This window comes from Nonomuraea zeae (assembly GCF_005889725.1).
Lineage (GTDB): Bacteria > Actinomycetota > Actinomycetes > Streptosporangiales > Streptosporangiaceae > Nonomuraea > Nonomuraea zeae.
This window is the reverse complement of the sequence record NZ_VCKX01000019.1, coordinates 1-17,416: the sequence shown is the minus strand read 5'-3', so window position 1 is coordinate 17,416 and position 17,416 is coordinate 1. Positions and strand designations below refer to the sequence as shown.

Below are 17,416 nucleotides of genomic sequence, written 5' to 3'. Positions count from 1 at the left end.
GCGCACCGCCGCCGTACACCCGAGACGCAGGTGTCTCGGCCACGACCCGGCTTCCACCGTCGTCCTGCCGCCAACGACGAGATCACCAACATGGCTCTCATAATGAGGCCCTGTTCAGGCCGGTCAAGGAGATCCGGTCGGGCGGCCGTTTCCGCCGCGCCACACCCAGGACTCCGGCGGACTCCATGCGGGCCGAGATGACCATCTCCGCGCCAGGCGCATCTCTCGGTCATGCGTTCGTGTAAGCCGGGGGTACGTGCCGCTCGCGCGCCAAAATCTCGTGACCCCCGCAACACCTGAGTAATTACCACCTGAGCGATCGCCTCTTTGGGCAACCGTACGCAGGCGCGAAGGACGACGCTCCTGGGCGACGTTGCGAGGAACGGGCGTGGCACTCCAAGCCACCGCACTCTCCCAGACCTCCGTACTGGGGCGGACCGGGAGACGACGGCTCAGGCTCGCTGGACTGGCCAGGTTGGTTGTCCACCTCGCAACAGCCATCTCGGCAAGAGACGTGGCTCCGAGCGGCATCCAAACCAACCCAGCAAGCTACGGAGTCCACGCCACCGAGCAAGGCGCGACATCCACACCGACGGAGCAAGGCGCAGCATCCACGCCGACCGAGCAAGATGCGAACATCCACACCGACCGAGCAAGATGCGGCTTCGAGGGGCATCCACGCTCACTGAGCTCGTAGGACTCCGAGCCGTCGTGCTGGTCGAACAGCCTGGAGGGCTCCGGGCGAGGTGCGCGGCTCGCCAGGAGCCTTCTGGCCTAGATCGGCATGCTGTACGTGATCCGGAAGCGATCACCCGGGATGACGATGTCGCTTGTCTCCACGGGACGATCCCCCGCCCAATGAGTCCGTTCAACGTGCAGAACATGCACCCCGGCTGCCAGATCGAGCGCGTCGCTTTCCGCCGGCCGAGGAACGCGCGTGTGCACGCTCTCGACGACCTCGGTGATCTTTATGCCGTGCGCGTACATCCTCGCGACCAAACTTCGTCGTTCCTCTTCCGAGTGGGCGGCGAACTCCATCGGCTCATACGACGTCGCGAGCTGGAGCGGTCTGCCGTCACCGCGAAAGACGTAGTGTGTCCTGCTCAGCGTGGTGGGCCCGCTGAGACGCAGCCGTCTGGCGATGTCGGGGCCCGCTTCGATGGGCTCGCTGTGCCAATCCCACGTCACACGTCTGCCTTGTGCCTGTAGGTCAGCCGCAAACGGGGCGGGATGGTCGAGAAAGCGCCATCGGTAAAGCGATGTGAGGTCGGGGCGTTCCCTGACGTAATGACCCGAGCCCACGCGGCCGATGATGAGCCCTTCGCCGGCGAGCACACGTAGCGCGTGCCGGGCGGCGGTCTCTCCGACCTGATACTTACGGGTCAGCTGCGCCCGTGAGGGGATGGGCGCACCGGGGGGAAGGGTGCCGTCGGTGATCTGCCGCCGAATGTCTTCGACGACACGCAGGTAGACCGGATCTGAGGTGGCCACTAGTCCATCCCTGGGGGTTCGTGTGAGGCGTTGCCCCATGTTGCCGTATTCGGCAGGTAACCGACCGTCATCGATGGACGCTGGAGCCCCAACTTTGCGATGACGGAAAATTATCGGAGAAACCCTGTAACGCCGATGTAAGGGGTGGCGATTCTCCGGTAGAGGTCGTCGATGTGTGTACCCCCGAGCACATATCGGCGACCTCTTCCAATACCTACGGCTGCTGTGCCGGTCCTCAGGCAGCCTAGCGGCCATGGCTGGTTGCTTTTCGCGGATCAGGCGCAGCGCAGCGCAGCACGCTGAGACCCTCTGCCCAGCGCGTAACCAGTTGAGAGCCTTCGTCTGGTGAGCACCAAGCTGAGATCCCTTCGCCTCGTGTGCACCGTAATGCGAGCCCTTGCAGCGAAGATGATCACGGCTCCGCCGCGAGCGCACTCTTCGTCTCTGGGGCGAGCCGTCGCGCTCGGCTGGCTAACTGTCCTTCGGCGCGGCTGATCGTCTCTCCGTCGGCGGCGGAAGCGGCACGGATCTTACGGTCGCTCGCCCGCGCCGACGCCGTACGAAAGTGGTCTCCTGTTATCGCCGCAGAGTGGTCGTATCTCGCAGGACCACTTTCTTCTAGGGTCTGACATTGAATCCCATCAACTGCCCATACGGGCATGTCTCCAACGCGGCATGGCAGCATCAGGGCCGCTGGTCAAGGCCTTCTCCGGGCTGCACGAGCAAGAGGAAATTCATGATCGACATTGGCAAGCTCCTTCCATCCGACCGGGACGCATGGGAGGGCTTGTTCCGTGCGTACATCGACTTCTACCAGCGCGTCGAGCCAGCGGAGATGTATGAGCGGGCCTGGCAGGAGTTCATGGCCGACACCCGGGTACACGCCTTCGGGGCAAGAGTGGATGGGCGGCTCGTCGGTATCACACATTTCTTCACGCATGCCAACACCTCGGCGCCAGACACCGACGTCTGCTACCTGCAAGATCTGTTCACCGCTTCAGACGTGCGTGGCAGGGGCGTCGGGCGCGCGCTGATCGAAGCTGTGGTCGCCTGGTCGCGGGAGCGCGGCTGCTCCCGCGTCTACTGGAACACCCACGAATCGAACAGCACTGCTCGGCGCTTGTACGACAAAGTGGCCGAAAACCGGGGTTTCATCAGGTATCAGATCGAACTGCTGTAGCCAGGCATTCCCTTCACCGCCAGTGCGTAGCGACCCGAACATGGCGAGACGGTGACGTCCCGTCGAGCGGTGTCACTTTTCGCCCACGCGGCCTCATGCGACCGGTACGCGACCAGCCGCTTGATCATCGAGTCTCCACTCGCCAGGACACCATCGGCGAGGCTGCGAACCGCAGTGGGCGTTATGGCCTGTACAGGGGCTGGATGGTTGGGTCTGGGTCGCGTCCGCAGGGAGTGTGAACGAGTTTGCCCTGGTCGCAGACGTGGCGTAGCGATATGAGAACGGCCAAGTCCGGTTCTGGCCGGTGACGGACACGGCGACCTTACCGGGGACCTCAGAGCGCCGGAGACGGACGGACGTGATGCGCTGAGTTTCAGCGGACGCTGGGTCGGAGGCTTCTGATGTGGTTGGTTCGCAAGAATTCTGGGAAAGTGATCACCAGCCCAGGCGGTCAGGTGACTCTGGCCGGAAAACGCGATCGTGAAACGGCGGCGGATGCCAGAGGTGGGGCAACGAGACCGGGCTGAGTGGTGGTCTGGTGTGAGGAGGGCTCGCGAGACGTCGGCGAAAGCGGGCAAAAAGCGGCTCCAGGCAGGCAAAGCGGGGTGGCGACGTCCACTGGATTTCTGAATCCAGGTAGCGTTCGCACTATGGCATCGCCAACTGGAACCACTGACGCACCCTTCGGCCGCATGCTGACCGCCATGGTCACGCCGTTCACGCCTGACGGCGAGGTCGATTATGTGGCTGTGCGACGTCTTGCCACCTATCTGGTGGATGAGCAGCGTAACGACGGCTTGATCGTCAACGGGACGACCGGTGAGTCGCCCACCACTTCGGACGAGGAGAAGCAGCGCATCGTCAGCGCAGTCCTCGAAGCGGTCGGCGACCGCGCGACCGTCGTAGCGGGCGCGGGCACCAACGACACTCGTCACAGCGTCGAGCTCGCGAAGCAGGCGGCCCGTGCCGGAGCGCATGGCTTGCTGGTAGTGACGCCTTACTACAACAAGCCCCCGCAGGAAGGGCTGTACCGCCACTTCACCGCCGTCGCGGACGCGACCGACCTTCCCGTGATGCTGTACGACATCCCGGGACGCAGTGGTGTACCAATCAAGACTGAAACCCTGATCCGCCTGGCTCAGCACGAGCGCATCGTGGCTGTGAAGGACGCGAAGGGCGACCTCTTCGCCGGCAGCCAGGTGATGGTAGCCACCGATCTCGCCTTCTACTCCGGCGACGACCTGCTCAACCTGGCATGGCTCTCCCTCGGCGCGGCCGGGTTCGTCAGCGTTGTCGGGCATGTAGTGGGCGCCGATTTGGCCCGCATGATCCGCCTGCACAAGAACGGCGATGTCGCGCAGGCCCTGGAGGTGCACAGCCAGGTGGCCCCGGTGGTGGACGGGATCATGCTTCGCGCCGGTGGCGCGATCATGGCAAAGGCGGCACTGAGCATGGTGGGTGTGCCGGTAGGACCGGTACGGCTCCCGCTCGTGGACGCAACAGAGAAGCAGATCGCCGAGCTGCGCGCTTGCCTGGTAGCCGGCGGGGTGAAGTTGACAGACGAATAGGAACGGGGAGGAACTGGGAGTTTTGAGAACACGATCTGACCGTGGGGGCCAGTCATGAGCCATCCACATCCTGAGCTGGGCCCGCCGCCGACGCTGCCTGAGGGCGGCTTGCGCATCGTTGCGCTCGGCGGACTGGGAGAGATCGGCAGGAACATGGCCGTCTTCGAATATGACGGCCGCCTGCTGATTGTCGATTGCGGGGTGTTGTTCCCTGAGCCTGACCAGCCGGGCGTCGACCTCATCCTGCCTGACTTCGAATACATCAGGGACCGGCTCGACGATGTCGAAGCCGTGGTGCTGACACACGCCCACGAGGACCATATCGGGGCAGTGCCGTACCTTCTGCGCGAGCGGCGCAATATCCCGCTCATCGGATCCAAGCTCACGCTTGCCTTGATCGAGGCCAAGCTCACTGAGCACAGGATCCAGCCGACCAAACTCGAGGTAGTCGAGGGCGAACGGCATATATTCGGACCCTTTGACTGCGAGTTCCTCGCGGTCAACCACTCCATCCCCGACGCGCTGGCCGTGGCCATCAGGACGCCTGCGGGCATCGTCCTGCACACCGGTGACTTCCGGATGGACCAGTTGCCGAGCGACGGCCGCCTCACCGACCTCGGTGGTTTCGCCAGGCTCGGGACCGAGGGCGTCGACCTGCTGATGTCCGACTCGACCAACGCCGAGGTGCCGGGGTTCGTCACCAGCGAGCGGGAGATCGCTCCAGTCATCGACGAGGTGATCCGCACGTCCGAGCAGCGGGTCATCGTGGCCAGCTTCGCCTCGCACGTGCACCGCATCCAGCAGGTCATGGACGCCGCCGCACGGCACGGTCGAAAGGTGGCCCTGGTCGGCCGCTCGATGGTGCGCAACATGGGCGTCGCTCGGGATCTGGGCTATCTCCATGTCCCACCGGGCCTCATCGTCGACTCCCGCGACATTGAGGAGTGGCCACCGGAAGACGTGGTGCTGATCTGCACCGGGTCCCAGGGCGAACCCATGGCGGCGCTGTCCAGAATGGCCAACCGCGATCATCCAATCCGCATCGCCGCTGGTGACACGGTGCTCATGGCCTCGTCGCTGGTGCCAGGGAACGAGACCGCGGTCAACAAGGTGATCAACGGCCTGACCCGGTGGGGTGCCCGTGTCGTGCACAAGGGCAATGCCAAGGTGCACGTATCCGGTCATGCGGCCGCAGGCGAGCTCCTCTACGTGCTGAACCTGACCCGTCCGTCGAACTTCATGCCCGTACACGGTGAGTGGCGTCACCTCCGTGCCCACGCCAAGCTGGCCGCCCTCACCGGTGTGCCCGCCGACCACATCGTGATCGCCGAGGACGGCGTCGTGGTGGACCTCGTCGACGGCCGGGCACGGATCGTCGGCGCGGTGCATGCCGGGTACGTGTACGTGGACGGTTCGTCGGTGGGCGAGATCACCGACACCTCGTTGAAGGATCGCAGGATCCTCGGCGACGAGGGGTTCATCTCGGTGGTCGTCGTGGTCGATTCCAGCACGGGGAAGCTCACCGCAGGCCCGGAGATCCACGCGCGTGGATCCGGTATCGACCCCATGCAGTTCGACGAGTTCATCCCTCAGATCCAAAGGGCTCTGGAGGAGAAAGCGGCGGACGGCGTGGTCGACATGCAGGAGATCCGCCGGGTGGTCCGTCGTACTGTGGGGCGCTGGGTGAGTGACACCTACCGCCGCCGGCCGATGATCATCCCGGTTGTGCTCGAGGTCTGAGCCTTCTGACGGTACGGCAGGCGGACTCGCCTGCCGTACCCGTGGATGCTCGCGCGCGGGGCGGTCGTCCGGATGCGTTGAAGGCTCGGGCGTATGGCGGCGGCGCACATGAGGCGTTGGACGTTCGGGCGTATGGCGGTGCCCATGAGTTGCCGGAAGGCCGTGAGCTTGTTCCGCTTTGACGGACACCATCGTTGTGGTGTCAGGCCACGTGAGCGGCCTCGTAGTCGGCAGGGCTACGGTAGCCCAGGCTGCTGTGCAGTCACCGGAGGTTGTACCAGCCCTCGATGAACTCGAAGATCGCGCCGCGAGCGGCAGCTCGGGTGGGCCAGGACTGCGCGTCGAGAAGCTCGCCCTTGATCGTGGCGAAGAACGACTCTGCCAGCGCGTTGTCCCAGCACTGACCGGTTCGACCGACCGACTGGCGCACCCCGAGCCATTCGGCCAGGGCGGTGTAGTCGGCGCTGGTGTACTGGCAGTCTTGGTTAGATGCCTGGCGGTGTGCCGGCTCTCACGGTTCGTTGGAACCCGGCGGGTGTGCCGGCTGATGGATCCGCTGGATGGTCGGGTGTGTGGCGGCTGTTGTGGTGCTGCTGGAGCCTCCATATGCGATCGTGGTTTTGCCGAGGGTCGAGACTCCAGCAGGGTGTGTAGCCGTCGAAGGCCGATGATGCCGATGATGTGGCAGATCAGGTGCCACGCGCCTCGCTGAGGGCCGAGGGAGCGATGGGTGGTGGCTCGGCGGTTAGACGAGCGCATCATGGGCTTCGGCGGCTGCATGCTAGGCGTCCCTCCGGCGTATGAGCCACGTTGCGGCCAGCAAGGGGAGGGCCGCGTAGGCGACCAGCACCGCGAGCGCTGCAGCGGGAGGTAGCAGCGAGCCGTACACCGAGGTGGTGATGATGTCGCCGGTGATCTCGCGGGGGAGTGCTCCGAGCATCAGGGAGCCGAGACGTTCGCTCCAGGGCTCTGGAATGTTGCCGATGATCATCGGGATGACGTAGGCCAGGCCGACCAGGATGGCGATCGCGGCGGCGGTGGACCGCAAGATCGCGCCCAGTCCGAGGCCGAGCAGCGCGAAAACCGGCACCGTGAGACTGGTGGCGGCCAGCAGAGGAAGCCTGTCCGCGAACGCGGTGCTGTAGGCGCCCTGGAAGCGGTCACCGAGCACCCATCCGGTGACGAAATACGTACCGAAGACTGTTGTCAGGCCGATGACCAGGCCAAGTGTCCCTGCGATCGCGGCTTTGGCGGTGAGTATGGGCCAGCGGCGAGGGACTACGGTCAGGCTTGCTCTGATCAGGCCGGTCACGTGCTCCGAGGTGATGGCCAAAGTGCCGAGGATGCCCATGCAGAGCTGGGGCACGATGACTACTACTTCCTCAAGGTCTGCGATCTGGGCGATGCGCTGACGCTCGGGAGACACGCTGTCGTACATGCTCGCCGCCATCACGGCGAGCGCGAGTCCGAGGAGGATGGCGCCGAGGCTGATGGCGAGGATCAGGAACGTCGAGCGCACGGATCGGACTTTTACCCATTCGGAGGCGAGCACGCTCACACGTCCCTCCGCTTGAACGCTCATGCGTCCCTCCGTTTGAAGAGGTGGTAGCCGATGGCGAGGGCGACGACGGGATAGGCGAGGAGGACGGCTACCGCAGCCCAGGGAGGTAGGAACCCATCGCCCAGACGAGAAGACAGTCGCTGGTCCGCTATTTGGGGGACGAGGTTCGGCAGCAGCAACGTGGCCACGCGGGTGTTCCACGGTGGGGGCAGGTAGTTGACGATGCCAGGTAGCACGAACAGCAACGCGACGACTGCCACGATCGCGCCCGCCGTTGATCGGATGGCGGCACCGAGGCCGAGACCCACCAGCGCGAGCGCGGCTACCGACAACGCAGAGGCGAGGAGCATGGGCAGGTCGTCGGCGAACGAAGTGTCGTTGAAGCCCAAGTGCCGACCGTTCGCGATCAAGCGGCTCGTGCAGTAGGTGACCAGAAGGACGGCGCCGGCGGCGACGAGTGTGACCAGGCCGACGATCCCAGCCTTGGCCAGGAGTAACGTTCCTCGCTTGGGGACAGCGGTGAGGCTGGGGCGGATCATGCCTGTGGCGTACTCGGAAGTGATCGCGAGCACTCCGAGGACCGCCAGGCTGATCTGGACCAGTGGCAGAAAGCCCTGCTCAGGAGCCGCGGCCCGCAGCGAGCCGCGGCTTTCGGCGAGGCTGCTCACATAGAGGGTCCAGGCCACTCCGAGGACCACCGTCATGGCGGCCGTGCCTATGGCGTGGTGAGTGGAGGTGACCGAGCGAAGCTTGAGCCACTCGGAGGAGAGAGTCGGCTTCATCGCTTTGCTCCATATTGAACGCTGTCGGCGGTCAGGGCCATGTAGGCGTCTTCGAGCGACGGGTAGCGGGCCGTGAGCTCCGCGACGGTGGCCTCGGCGATCAGCTTGCCGCGGCCGACGATGATGATGCGCTCGGCGGTGAGGGCCATTTCGCTCATCAAGTGGCTGGAGAGCAGGACCGTCCTGCCCTCGGCGGCCAGCGAACGCATGAGGTCGCGAATCCAGCGCACACCGTCGGGATCCAGGCCGTTGACCGGCTCGTCGAACATCAGCACGCCCGGGTCGCCGAGCAGCGCCGATGCGATACCGAGTCGCTGCTTCATGCCCAGAGAGAAGCCACCCGCTCTTTTCCTGGCCACGCCCGCCAGACCGACCTGCTCCAGCACTTCGGCCACCCGCATGGGGCCGATGCCATTGGTGCGAGCCAGGCAGAGCAGGTGGTTGTACGCGGAGCGGCCTCCGTGAACGGCGCTTGCGTCCAGCAGCGCGCCCACCTGGTGCATCGGCCGGCTGATCGACGTGTATCGGCGGCCGTTGACCAAGGCCTGGCCGGAGGTCGGGGCGTCTAGGCCGAGGATCAGGCGCATCGTGGTGGACTTGCCGGCGCCATTAGGGCCGAGGAAACCGGTCACATGGCCCGGCTCGACCGTGACGGACAGCTCGTCCACGGCCAGGGTGTCGCCGTAGCGTTTCGTCAGACGTTGGAGTTCGATCACGCGGTAAAGGATGCGGGACGGTGGGTCGGCGGCGCGTCGGACCACGGTTCGAATCTCAAGGTCAGACCCTGGGTTGACGTGGGCACCCGGGTTCAAGAGCTACGGTTCAACGCGTGGATGACACCAGCCTTCTCTTCGCCAGGCGCCTGAGCCGTCACCAGCTGATCATGCTGGATCTGGTGGCGGGGCTGGGTTTCGTGTTCGTGTCCTTCACGGCGACCGCCACTGCCACTGTGCTGCCGCCCTGGATGCGGATTGCCCTCCCGCTGGCGCTGGGGCTTCCCTTGGCCGTGCGGAGACTGTGGCCCATGCCCGTGTTCTGTTTCACGCTGGCGATCGCCATATTGGCCACGATGGCGGACGCCCTGGGGTTCGCTTATCTGGCGCCCGCATACGCGCTCTATCTTGTCGCACTCTCCGGCCGGTTCAGCGCCATGGCCCCGACGTCGGCGATTGGGATGGTGAGCGTGTTCACGATCTTAGGGCTGACGGTGGCCGGTACGCCGCGTCAGGGTGCTCCGGAATGGCTGCTGCATCTGGACCGGCCGCTTATGGGGATTGCGGCTTTGGGCGGTGCCTGGACGATCGGCAGGGCCGTGCATGAGCGCAGGCTCTATGCGACGCGGGATGCTGAGCGCCTGGCGGCGCAGGCTGTGACGGACGAGCGGCTGCGGATCGCTCGTGAGCTGCATGATGTGGTCACACACAGCGTGGGAATGATCGCCGTCAAGGCTGGTGTGGCCAATCACGTGATGGCCACACGGCCGGAGGAGGCGCACGATGCTCTGCGGGTGATCGAGACTGCCAGCAGGAGCGCGCTGGTGGAGATGCGCCACTTGCTTGGTGTCCTACGGTCCACGAATGTGCCCGACCTCGTTCCCGCACCGGGCCTTGATGGGATCGAAAGGTTGGCGGAGCAGGCGCGGCTGGCTGGGGTCGATGTGAAGCTAGAGGTTGTGGTGGGGGCCGAGCCCAGACGAAGGGCGGAGGCCGGTAGCGATGCCGAACGTCGCCAGAAGCGTGGCGATCGGCCGCAGGAAGAGCACGACGGTAGGTCTGACGGTATTGCCGGGATAGAAGGCCCTGGCGGCTTTCGGCGAGGCCGCGGTGATGTGGTGGGGGAGTGGCTTGGTGATGGCGGTGACGCGGGTCCGGGCGATGAGGGTGAGCGTCCGGGATGGCGCGTTGGTGGGCTGGGCGTGAGCGGTGGGCTTGGGCAAGGGCCCGACTCGGTGTGGGGGCGGGGTGGTGAGCTTGGGCAGGGACCCGATGCGGTGCCGGAATGGGGTGGTGAGCTTGGGCAGGGACCCGATGCGGTGCCGGAATGGGGTGGTGGGCTTGGGCAGGGACCCGATGCGGTGCCGGAATGGGGTGGTGGCCTCGGGCAGGGACGCGATGCGGTGTCGGGGCGGGGCGATGAGCTTGGGCCGGGACGCGATGCGACATCGGAGCGGAGTGGTGGGCCTCGACAGGGGAGCGGTGCTCTGCTGGGGCGTGGCGGCAGCGAGTCGTATGTGGAGCGGCGCGATGACTCGGGGGCAGATGGCGGTGAGGAGGGCGCGGTGAAAGGCGCTAGGACTCGGGCGCGACTGCCTGATGGTGTGGAGTTGTCCATCTATCGGATAGTGCAGGAAGCGCTCACCAATGTGGTCAAGCATGCGGCGCCGGCCCGCTGCCGGGTGTCTGTTGTCGCTGATCGCAGAGAGGTGCGGATCGAGGTCGTTGATGACGGGCCGGGGCGGCGTACGTTGCCTGCGGTGGGCACTGGGCACGGCCTGGTCGGCATGCGGGAGCGGGTCATGATGTATGGCGGCGTGTTCGAGGCTGGGCGCCTACCCGGGAAGGGGTTTCGGGTTTTCGCGCGGTTGCCCTATGAGGAGGCCGCGTGATTCGGGTGGTTGTGGCCGACGATCAGGCGTTGCTCAGAGGCAGTTTTCGGGTGCTGGTGGACTCTGAGCCCGATCTGGTTGTGGTGGGGGAGGCGGCCACCGGGGCGGAAGCTGTGTCCGTTGTTTTGGAGCAACGCCCAGATGTTGTGTTGATGGATGTGCGCATGCCGGAAATGGATGGCATTGAGGCTACGCGGCGGATCAAGGATGTGTCGCGGATTCTTGTTGTGACCATGTTCGATCTTGATTCTTATGTTTATGATGCGCTTCGGGCTGGAGCGAGCGGGTTTTTGCTCAAGGACACGCCGCCTGTGGATTTGCTTGCTGCTATTCGGGTGGTCGCGAGTGGTGAAGCGTTGCTGGCTCCTACCGTTACACGTAGATTGATTGAGGAATTCACGCGCACGCCGGTGATGCCCCGGGTGCGAGGGTTGGAAGGGATCACCGAGCGGGAGCGGGAAGTGTTGACTTTGATCGCGCGCGGGTTGTCGAACGGTGAGATCGCTGGTCATCTGCAGTTGAGCCTGGCCACGGTCAAGACGCACATCACCCGCCTGCTGGCCAAGCTGGAGGCCCGTGACAGGGCGCAGTTGGTTATCGCCGCATATGAGAGTGGACTGGTTTCTGCTGCAGGATGATGTTGTTGTGAATGCAGGTGAGAGATATTAATCTTGAGTTTGGCTGCCCTGTCGGCCGGAGCCCGTAAAGTTATTTGATCATGCGATTCTTGGGGTGGTCGGGATAGGGAGAGCTCATCATGATCTTGGGTGATATGGTGATGGATGGCGCTTGCTGGGGTTATTGAGTGTTCTCTTCTAGGCTGATCTGGTTGCCATTGTCAGCCATTCGAGATGTGCGCCACTGAACGGTCCTTTTCTCTCGCCAACTGCGTCAAGCAGCCAATGGGCGGTTCGTTCCGCCTGCGCGATCAACTCGGGTGGGTAACCGAGGAGTACTTGGTGCTCGGCGAACTCGTCCTGGTCGTCGAGGATGAGCCGTCCGTCACGCATTCGGATTACGTCAAGATCAAGATCCAGCATGGTCACCTCGCCGTTGCTCCACTCCGGGACGGTGGTGACGTCCACATAGATTTCGCTCTTGTGTGGAGGTGAGTTGAATGAGGCCGTCCACCAGGCGTCGCGTGGGAACAGCATGATTGCGGTTGTCTCCCAGGTGACGGGTGGTCCTTCACCCTTGCGGGCGACGGTCCCGCCGGGCACATCCACCCAGATTCCGTGCTCGTCCTCGCCCAGCACTCGGGCGGAGTGGTTCCAATGCAACGCTCCGCCGTACTTTCGGTACACGATCCGCACATCGCTCATGTAGGGCAACTTATCCGGGGTTGCTGGTTGGTGGTTCACGAGGTGCGGCGTGTTGCTTCAGGCCGTCAAGGTGGAGGTCGGTGCAGGTTCATCTCATCGCCAAACGCGCGACGATCAACTCAGGCGAACACGTGTGAACAGTTGCGCGGGAGCGTGTGAGTTGAGGGGTGTGGGCGTGTTCGGATGTTGAGGGGGCATCGAACCGCCCGCTGTCCGTCAGCGGTGTGAAGACGGGGCTGTCCGTCGGTCATGTGAGGGCAGCCGGTTGCCTGTCGGGTTATGTGGGGACGGTCGGTTGTCTCGTTGGTTATGGGAGCGCGGCGGTTGCCTGTCGGGTTATGCGAGGGCAGCTGGTTGTCTGTTGGGTTATGCGGGGACGGCTGGCTGTCTCGTTGGTTATGGGAGGGCAGCCGGTTGCCTGTCGGGTTATGCGAGGGCAGTTGGTTGCCTGTCGGCGTGTGTGAGGACGGTCGGCTGTCCGTTGGTTATGGGAGGGCGGCCGGTTGCCCGTCGGTTTTGTCAGGGCAGCCGGCCGCTTGTCAGCTATGCGAAGTGTGATCGTCGGGTCGGGTCCGCTGAATCGCTAGGAGTGCAGTTGCAGGGCCGCTGAAAGAGCTGTCAGTCGTTCCGGGGAGGCGAGGCCGGCGTGGTACAGGTGGAATTCGGCTGCTCCCGCCTTGGCGTACGTTCTGAGCTGGTCGGCCAGGAAGGCGGCGTCGGCCGGCCGGGGCGGGAGAGTCAGGACGTAGGCGCCCACTCGCTGGTCTGGGCCGGCCAGTTCCTTGAGGCGGGTCAGGCGGGCGGCGTCCGTGGCGGGGTCGCCCCAGCAGTTGGCCACCAGCACGTCCGCTCCCGGCTCGCCTGAGGGGAGAGGGGCGAAGGCGCCGGTCGCCCAGGGGTCCGGGTTGGCGTGCAAGGTGATCGGGAGGTTGGGCGCGATGTTTCTGGCGACGGCGATCAGGCGTTGCCGCAACGACGTGGACAGTTCGACGCGCCGGGCGCGTACCTCGTCGGCGAGAGAGCCCAGTGCTTCCTCGATGGTGGTGGCACCGATGGCGCCGGGGGTCGCCGTGGGCGAGGTCCGGTGGTTCGTGTCGAGCGGCGGTGTGCGGTCGATGGCGGCGCGGACCTGGGCTCTGGTGCCGGGCGGGTAGCGGTCGGCGCAAGTGGTGCAGAAGCACAGGGACAGGAGGTCTACGTCGGTCGGAGACCAGTCGGCGCCGGAGGTCTTCTCGTGGACGCTCTGGTGGCCGAATCCCATGGGGCCGCAGGCTTCGAGGATCAGGCCGTCCGGTTCACCGGCGGTGAGGATCTCCTGGACGAGGCGCTCGCAGTACTCGATGACGTCCTCATGGGCCGGGCAGAGGGCGTACGGGTAGGGGTCGCCGAAGGCGTTGCGTACGACCAGGTCCGGGTTCGCGGCGCCCAGGTGGGAATTGTGGGTCAGGACGGTCCAGGCGAGCACCTGCAGGCCCGCGGCCTTCAGGGCGTCGCGCGCCTGGAGGTAGGCGTCCTCGGGCGTCCAGGTCGGAGCCGCGGGCACCAGGCGGGACCAGGCGGAGGGGCGGATCGGGAGGTAGAAGGCCGGGTATGGGACGTCCAGCACGCGGTGGTTCGGGTGGTACGGCGTGGCCGCCCTGGTGGAGTGGTAGCTCGCCGCCAGCGCCACGGCTTCCACGCCCAGCGCTGCCAGGCGCTCGGGAGCCGCAGGGTCGCCGACGATGTCCCAGGGGTAGACGTAGGCGACGTTCACCAGCGGGGTCTCCTTGCGGAAAAGTCGGGTTCGAAGCGTTGCATATAGGTCGTGTCGTCGCGGGCCACGATCCCGCATTTCTCGTACTGCTCGTTCATGACGGCCAGCGCGTCGCGGTCCAGCTCGACGCCGAGGCCGGGGCCCGCGGGGACGGGTACGGCGCCCTCGATGAAGCGCAGGGCGCCGGGTTTGACCACGTCTTGGCCATCTTGCCATGGCGTGTGTGTGTCGCAGGCGAAGGTGAGGTTCGGGGTGGCGGCGGCCAGATGGGTCATGGCGGCCAGGCTGATCCCGAGGTGGGAGTTGGAGTGCATGGACAGCGACAGGCCGAACGCCTGGCACATGGCGGCGATGTGCGAGGAGCGGACGAGGCCGCCCCAGTAATGGTGGTCCAGGAGGAGCACGCCGATCGCGCGGGAGGCCATGGCGGGCGGGAAGTGTTCGGGGGTGACCACGCACATGTTCGTGGCGAGGGGCATGGGGACCGCGGCGGCCACTTCGGCCATGCGGGAAATGTCGGCAGTGGGGTCCTCCAGGTATTGGAGGGTGCCTTCCAACTCGCGGCCCACGCGGATCGAGGTCTCGACCGTCCATGCGGCGTTCGGGTCGAGGCGCAGGGGTACCGACGGGAACGCCGCGTGCAGTGCCCGGATCGCCGCTATCTCCTGATCCGGGGGGAACACGCCGCCCTTGAGCTTGATCGAGCGGAAGCCGTACTCCTTGATCAGGAGGGCGGCCTGCTCGACGATGCCCGCTTCGTCCAGCGCCGCGCCGAACCTGTCCGGCTCCTGATCCGGATGGCCGGCCCACTTGTAGAAGAGGTACGCGCTGTACGGGACCGCGTCCCTGACTCGGCCGCCCAAAAGATCTACCACCGGCACGCCGGCCGTCTTGCCGCGGATGTCGAGGCAGGCCACCTCGAAGGGGGAGAAGACCCGATCGACGCTCTTCTCCCTCGTGCCGGCGCCGGTCAGCCCATGCGCGTCGCCCACCACGTCGCCGACGATCGCGCCGATCCGGGCGTACATCGTGTTCGTCTCATGGACGCCGAGGCCGACCAGCGCCTGCGCGCACTCCCGCACCTTGCCGAGATGACCGAGGTCCCCGTACGTCTCGCCCAGCCCGGTCAGTCCCTCGTCGGTGACGACCTCGACAATGGTACGGAGAGCCCACGGCTCGTGGACTCCGGCGGCGTTCAGGAGGGGCGGATCCCTGAAGGCGACAGGGGTGACGCGAATCTGCCTGATGATCATTCAGCGCCGTCCATATATATGAACAATAGCCAGATTTGTGGACAAGTTGCCGCAACTGTAAGAATCGGGTTGAAGCAGTGTCAAGACTCCGAAGGGCCATTCGATGATCTACGGACACGACCCCAGGACCGGCGAGACCGTGGGCTCCGCCTTGTCCGAGACCGACAGCGCCGGGGTCGACAAGCTCGTTTCGGCCGCGGCCGCCGCAGGCACGGCCTGGCGTGCGACCCCGGCGGCCGAACGGGCGCTCGCGCTCGAAGCCGTCGCCGACGCGCTCCTCGCGAACGTGGACGAGCTGTGGCAGATCGCCGACCAGGAGACCGCGCTCGGCGAGGGCCGTCTGCGCGGCGAGGTGGCGCGTGCCGCGGGTCAGTTCAAGCTCTTCGCCGAGGTCATCAGGGACGGCGGCTACCTCGAGGCCATCATCGACCACGCCGATGCCTCGCTCGCCCCGCCCAGGCCCGACGTCCGCCGGATGAAGCGCGCGCTGCAGGGTGTCGTCGCCGTCTTCTCGGCCAGCAACTTCCCGTTCGCGTTCTCCGTGGCCGGGGGCGACACCGCCTCGGCGCTGGCCGCCGGCTGCCCGGTGGTGGTCAAGGCGCATCCCGGTCACCCGAACACGTCCGAGCGGGTGGCGAAGATCGTGCGTGACGCGCTGCCGCACCCGGATCTGCTGGGCCTGGTGCAGGGCATGCAGGCGGGGATCGACCTGGTGCAGCACCCCGCGGTGGTCGCGGCCGGATTCACCGGGTCGGTGGCCGGGGGCAAGGCGATCCAGAAGCTGATCGACGAGCGTGAGGTGCCGATCCCGTTCTTCGGCGAGCTGGGCAGCGTCAACCCCGTCGTGGTGCTCCCGTCCGCGCCGGTCAAGGAGGTGGCGGCCGGGTTCGCCGGGTCGCTGACGCTGGGGGTCGGGCAGTTCTGCACGAATCCCGGGCTCCTGTTCGTGCCGGAGGGCGATGAGCTGCGCTCCGCCATCGTGGAGGCCGTCGAGGGGACCAGTGGCGGGCCCATGCTGGCCGAGCGGATCAGGGACGGCTACCTGGGCGGCATCGAGCGGCTGGGTGAGCTTGAGCTGCTGGCCGAGGGCAAGCCTGGCGAGGGCAGCCTGGCGGTCACGCCGAAGGTGTTCACGGCTGACGTCGACACGTTCGCGAAGAAGCTGCCGCACATCGGTGAGGAGTGCTTCGGTCCGGCGTCGATCGTGGTGACATATCGGGACGTGTCCGAGCTGGGGCCGGTGCTTGAGCGGCTGGAGGGCTCGCTGACCGCGACGCTGCACGGCACCGATCCCGGGGAGGCCGGGGACGTCGTCGAGGTGCTGGGCAGGAAGGCCGGGCGGCTCATCTGGAACGGCTGGCCCACCGGGGTGGCCGTGTGCTGGGCGATGCACCATGGTGGTCCGTGGCCTGCTGCCACTTCGCCGTACACGTCGGTAGGGGCGACGGCCATCGGGCGGTGGCTGGCGCCGACGGCGTACCAGGACTGGCCTGACACGCTGCTGCCGGATGAGCTCAAGGAGGCCAACCCGCTGTCCATCCCGCGCCGGGTCGATGGCCGTTCCCAGCTCTGAGGGTGAGTGTTTCCGGGTCAGGTTTCCGGCTGCCGGTGCCCAGCTCTGAGGGCCAGCATTCCCGGTTCCCGGTTCCCGGTTCCCGGTTCCCGGTTCTGAGGGTGAGTGTCCTCGGCTCTGTGGGGTCTGAGGGCTGAGAGCTGGGATCGGGTTCGGCGGGCTCTGGCGTGCGCGTGGCGTGGGTGCCGCGTGGTGTGGAGCGGTGGGTCCTGTGACCGCGCGTCCGTGCGAGTAGAGGAAGCGGGCGCGCGGTGGGGCCCGAGTGTGGTCCAGGGGAGCGGGTCCCCGGGTTGGCGGGGCGCGGGATGCCTGGGATGCAGGACGTCTGGGGCGTGGCTGAGGACGAGCAGGCCCTGACCGCCGGTGAGGGCACGGTCCCAGGATTCAACCATCAGTCCAGGTGGTGGGAGTGCTCACCCACCGGCGGCTACCAGACACCGAGTCTGCCTGAACAGCCAACCCGGTAGCTCCCATTAGGTGGCGGCTATGTCCAGGCCGGTGGCGAGGATCCGTTCCAGTGCCGCCACGTGCTCGGGCGTCGGATCCACCAGCGGCGCCCGTACGCCCCCCACCTCCAGCCCCCGGCAC

Annotated in this window: 13 protein-coding genes and 1 pseudogene; 6 read left to right on the top strand and 8 right to left on the bottom strand. The window is 66.0% G+C overall.

Annotation, left to right across the window (positions count from 1 at the left end):
* Positions 1 to 774: 774 nt before the first annotated feature.
* Positions 775 to 1,491: a GntR family transcriptional regulator gene (locus tag ETD85_RS08915; RefSeq protein ID WP_138689144.1), complete on the bottom strand. Its 717-nt coding sequence runs from the start codon at positions 1,489 to 1,491 to the stop codon at positions 775 to 777.
* A 736-nt stretch (positions 1,492 to 2,227) separates the two neighbouring features.
* Here ETD85_RS08915 and ETD85_RS08910 point away from each other — a divergent pair.
* The 3 genes from ETD85_RS08910 to ETD85_RS08900 all read left to right on the top strand — a co-directional run bounded on the left by ETD85_RS08910 (position 2,228) and on the right by ETD85_RS08900 (position 5,979).
* Positions 2,228 to 2,671 (top strand): GNAT family N-acetyltransferase, encoded by a 444-nt coding sequence (locus ETD85_RS08910; RefSeq protein WP_138689143.1) that lies wholly within the window; start codon positions 2,228 to 2,230, stop codon positions 2,669 to 2,671.
* Positions 2,672 to 3,321: 650 nt separating this feature from the next.
* The gene (dapA, locus tag ETD85_RS08905) at positions 3,322 to 4,239 is read left to right on the top strand and encodes a 4-hydroxy-tetrahydrodipicolinate synthase (protein WP_138689142.1); all 918 of its coding nucleotides are present in this window, start codon (positions 3,322 to 3,324) and stop codon (positions 4,237 to 4,239) included.
* 54 nt (positions 4,240 to 4,293) lie between these two features.
* On the top strand, positions 4,294 to 5,979 hold the full coding sequence (locus ETD85_RS08900; RefSeq protein ID WP_138689141.1) for a ribonuclease J: 1,686 nt from the start codon (positions 4,294 to 4,296) through the stop codon (positions 5,977 to 5,979).
* A gap of 262 nt (positions 5,980 to 6,241) precedes the next feature.
* On the opposite strand, the gene ETD85_RS08895 is transcribed toward ETD85_RS08900, so the two are convergent.
* The 4 genes and pseudogenes from ETD85_RS08895 to ETD85_RS08880 all read right to left on the bottom strand — a co-directional run.
* Positions 6,242 to 6,409: an integrase core domain-containing protein gene (locus ETD85_RS08895; RefSeq protein ID WP_170246574.1), complete on the bottom strand. Its 168-nt coding sequence runs from the start codon at positions 6,407 to 6,409 to the stop codon at positions 6,242 to 6,244.
* A 351-nt stretch (positions 6,410 to 6,760) separates the two neighbouring features.
* Complete coding sequence (locus tag ETD85_RS08890) at positions 6,761 to 7,537, bottom strand: ABC-2 transporter permease (protein WP_138689139.1); 777 nt, start codon at positions 7,535 to 7,537, stop codon at positions 6,761 to 6,763.
* Positions 7,538 to 7,557: 20 nt separating this feature from the next.
* Positions 7,558 to 8,322 (bottom strand): ABC transporter permease subunit, encoded by a 765-nt coding sequence (locus tag ETD85_RS08885; RefSeq protein WP_138689138.1) that lies wholly within the window; start codon positions 8,320 to 8,322, stop codon positions 7,558 to 7,560.
* A 62-nt stretch (positions 8,323 to 8,384) separates the two neighbouring features.
* Positions 8,385 to 9,038, bottom strand: a pseudogene (locus ETD85_RS08880) (ABC transporter ATP-binding protein); the annotation flags it as partial.
* A gap of 113 nt (positions 9,039 to 9,151) precedes the next feature.
* On the opposite strand from ETD85_RS08880, the gene ETD85_RS64565 reads away from it, so the two are divergent.
* Together ETD85_RS64565 and ETD85_RS08865 are read left to right on the top strand one after the other, a co-directional pair.
* The gene (locus tag ETD85_RS64565) at positions 9,152 to 10,927 is read left to right on the top strand and encodes a histidine kinase (RefSeq protein ID WP_206058199.1); all 1,776 of its coding nucleotides are present in this window, start codon (positions 9,152 to 9,154) and stop codon (positions 10,925 to 10,927) included.
* Positions 10,924 to 11,565 carry a response regulator gene (locus ETD85_RS08865; protein ID WP_138689136.1) on the top strand — a complete coding sequence of 214 codons (642 nt, stop codon included), beginning with the start codon at positions 10,924 to 10,926 and terminating at the stop codon, positions 11,563 to 11,565. The genes ETD85_RS64565 and ETD85_RS08865 overlap by 4 nt, the downstream gene beginning before the upstream one ends.
* A gap of 177 nt (positions 11,566 to 11,742) precedes the next feature.
* On the opposite strand, the gene ETD85_RS08860 is transcribed toward ETD85_RS08865, so the two are convergent.
* From ETD85_RS08860 to ETD85_RS08850, 3 genes are all read right to left on the bottom strand, one after another.
* Positions 11,743 to 12,249, bottom strand: a complete 507-nt coding sequence (locus tag ETD85_RS08860) for a DUF402 domain-containing protein (protein ID WP_138689135.1) — start codon at positions 12,247 to 12,249, stop codon at positions 11,743 to 11,745.
* A gap of 583 nt (positions 12,250 to 12,832) precedes the next feature.
* The gene (locus ETD85_RS08855; RefSeq protein WP_138689134.1) at positions 12,833 to 14,002 is read right to left on the bottom strand and encodes a hypothetical protein; all 1,170 of its coding nucleotides are present in this window, start codon (positions 14,000 to 14,002) and stop codon (positions 12,833 to 12,835) included.
* On the bottom strand, positions 13,999 to 15,255 hold the full coding sequence (locus tag ETD85_RS08850) for a glucarate dehydratase family protein (RefSeq protein ID WP_138689133.1): 1,257 nt from the start codon (positions 15,253 to 15,255) through the stop codon (positions 13,999 to 14,001). The genes ETD85_RS08855 and ETD85_RS08850 overlap by 4 nt, the downstream gene beginning before the upstream one ends.
* Before the next feature lie 103 nt (positions 15,256 to 15,358).
* On the opposite strand from ETD85_RS08850, the gene ETD85_RS08845 reads away from it, so the two are divergent.
* Complete coding sequence (locus tag ETD85_RS08845) at positions 15,359 to 16,828, top strand: aldehyde dehydrogenase (NADP(+)) (protein ID WP_138689132.1); 1,470 nt, start codon at positions 15,359 to 15,361, stop codon at positions 16,826 to 16,828.
* Positions 16,829 to 17,416 lie beyond the last annotated feature (588 nt).

Coding starts and splice junctions, on each gene's coding strand:
- ETD85_RS08910 (WP_138689143.1), top strand. CDS start 2,228: ATGATCGACATTGGCAAGCTCCTTCCATCCGACCGGGACGCATGGGAG.
- dapA (WP_138689142.1), top strand. CDS start 3,322: ATGGCATCGCCAACTGGAACCACTGACGCACCCTTCGGCCGCATGCTG.
- ETD85_RS08900 (WP_138689141.1), top strand. CDS start 4,294: ATGAGCCATCCACATCCTGAGCTGGGCCCGCCGCCGACGCTGCCTGAG.
- ETD85_RS08885 (WP_138689138.1), bottom strand. CDS start 8,322: ATGAAGCCGACTCTCTCCTCCGAGTGGCTCAAGCTTCGCTCGGTCACC.
- ETD85_RS08860 (WP_138689135.1), bottom strand. CDS start 12,249: ATGAGCGATGTGCGGATCGTGTACCGAAAGTACGGCGGAGCGTTGCAT.
- ETD85_RS08850 (WP_138689133.1), bottom strand. CDS start 15,255: ATGATCATCAGGCAGATTCGCGTCACCCCTGTCGCCTTCAGGGATCCG.
- ETD85_RS08845 (WP_138689132.1), top strand. CDS start 15,359: ATGATCTACGGACACGACCCCAGGACCGGCGAGACCGTGGGCTCCGCC.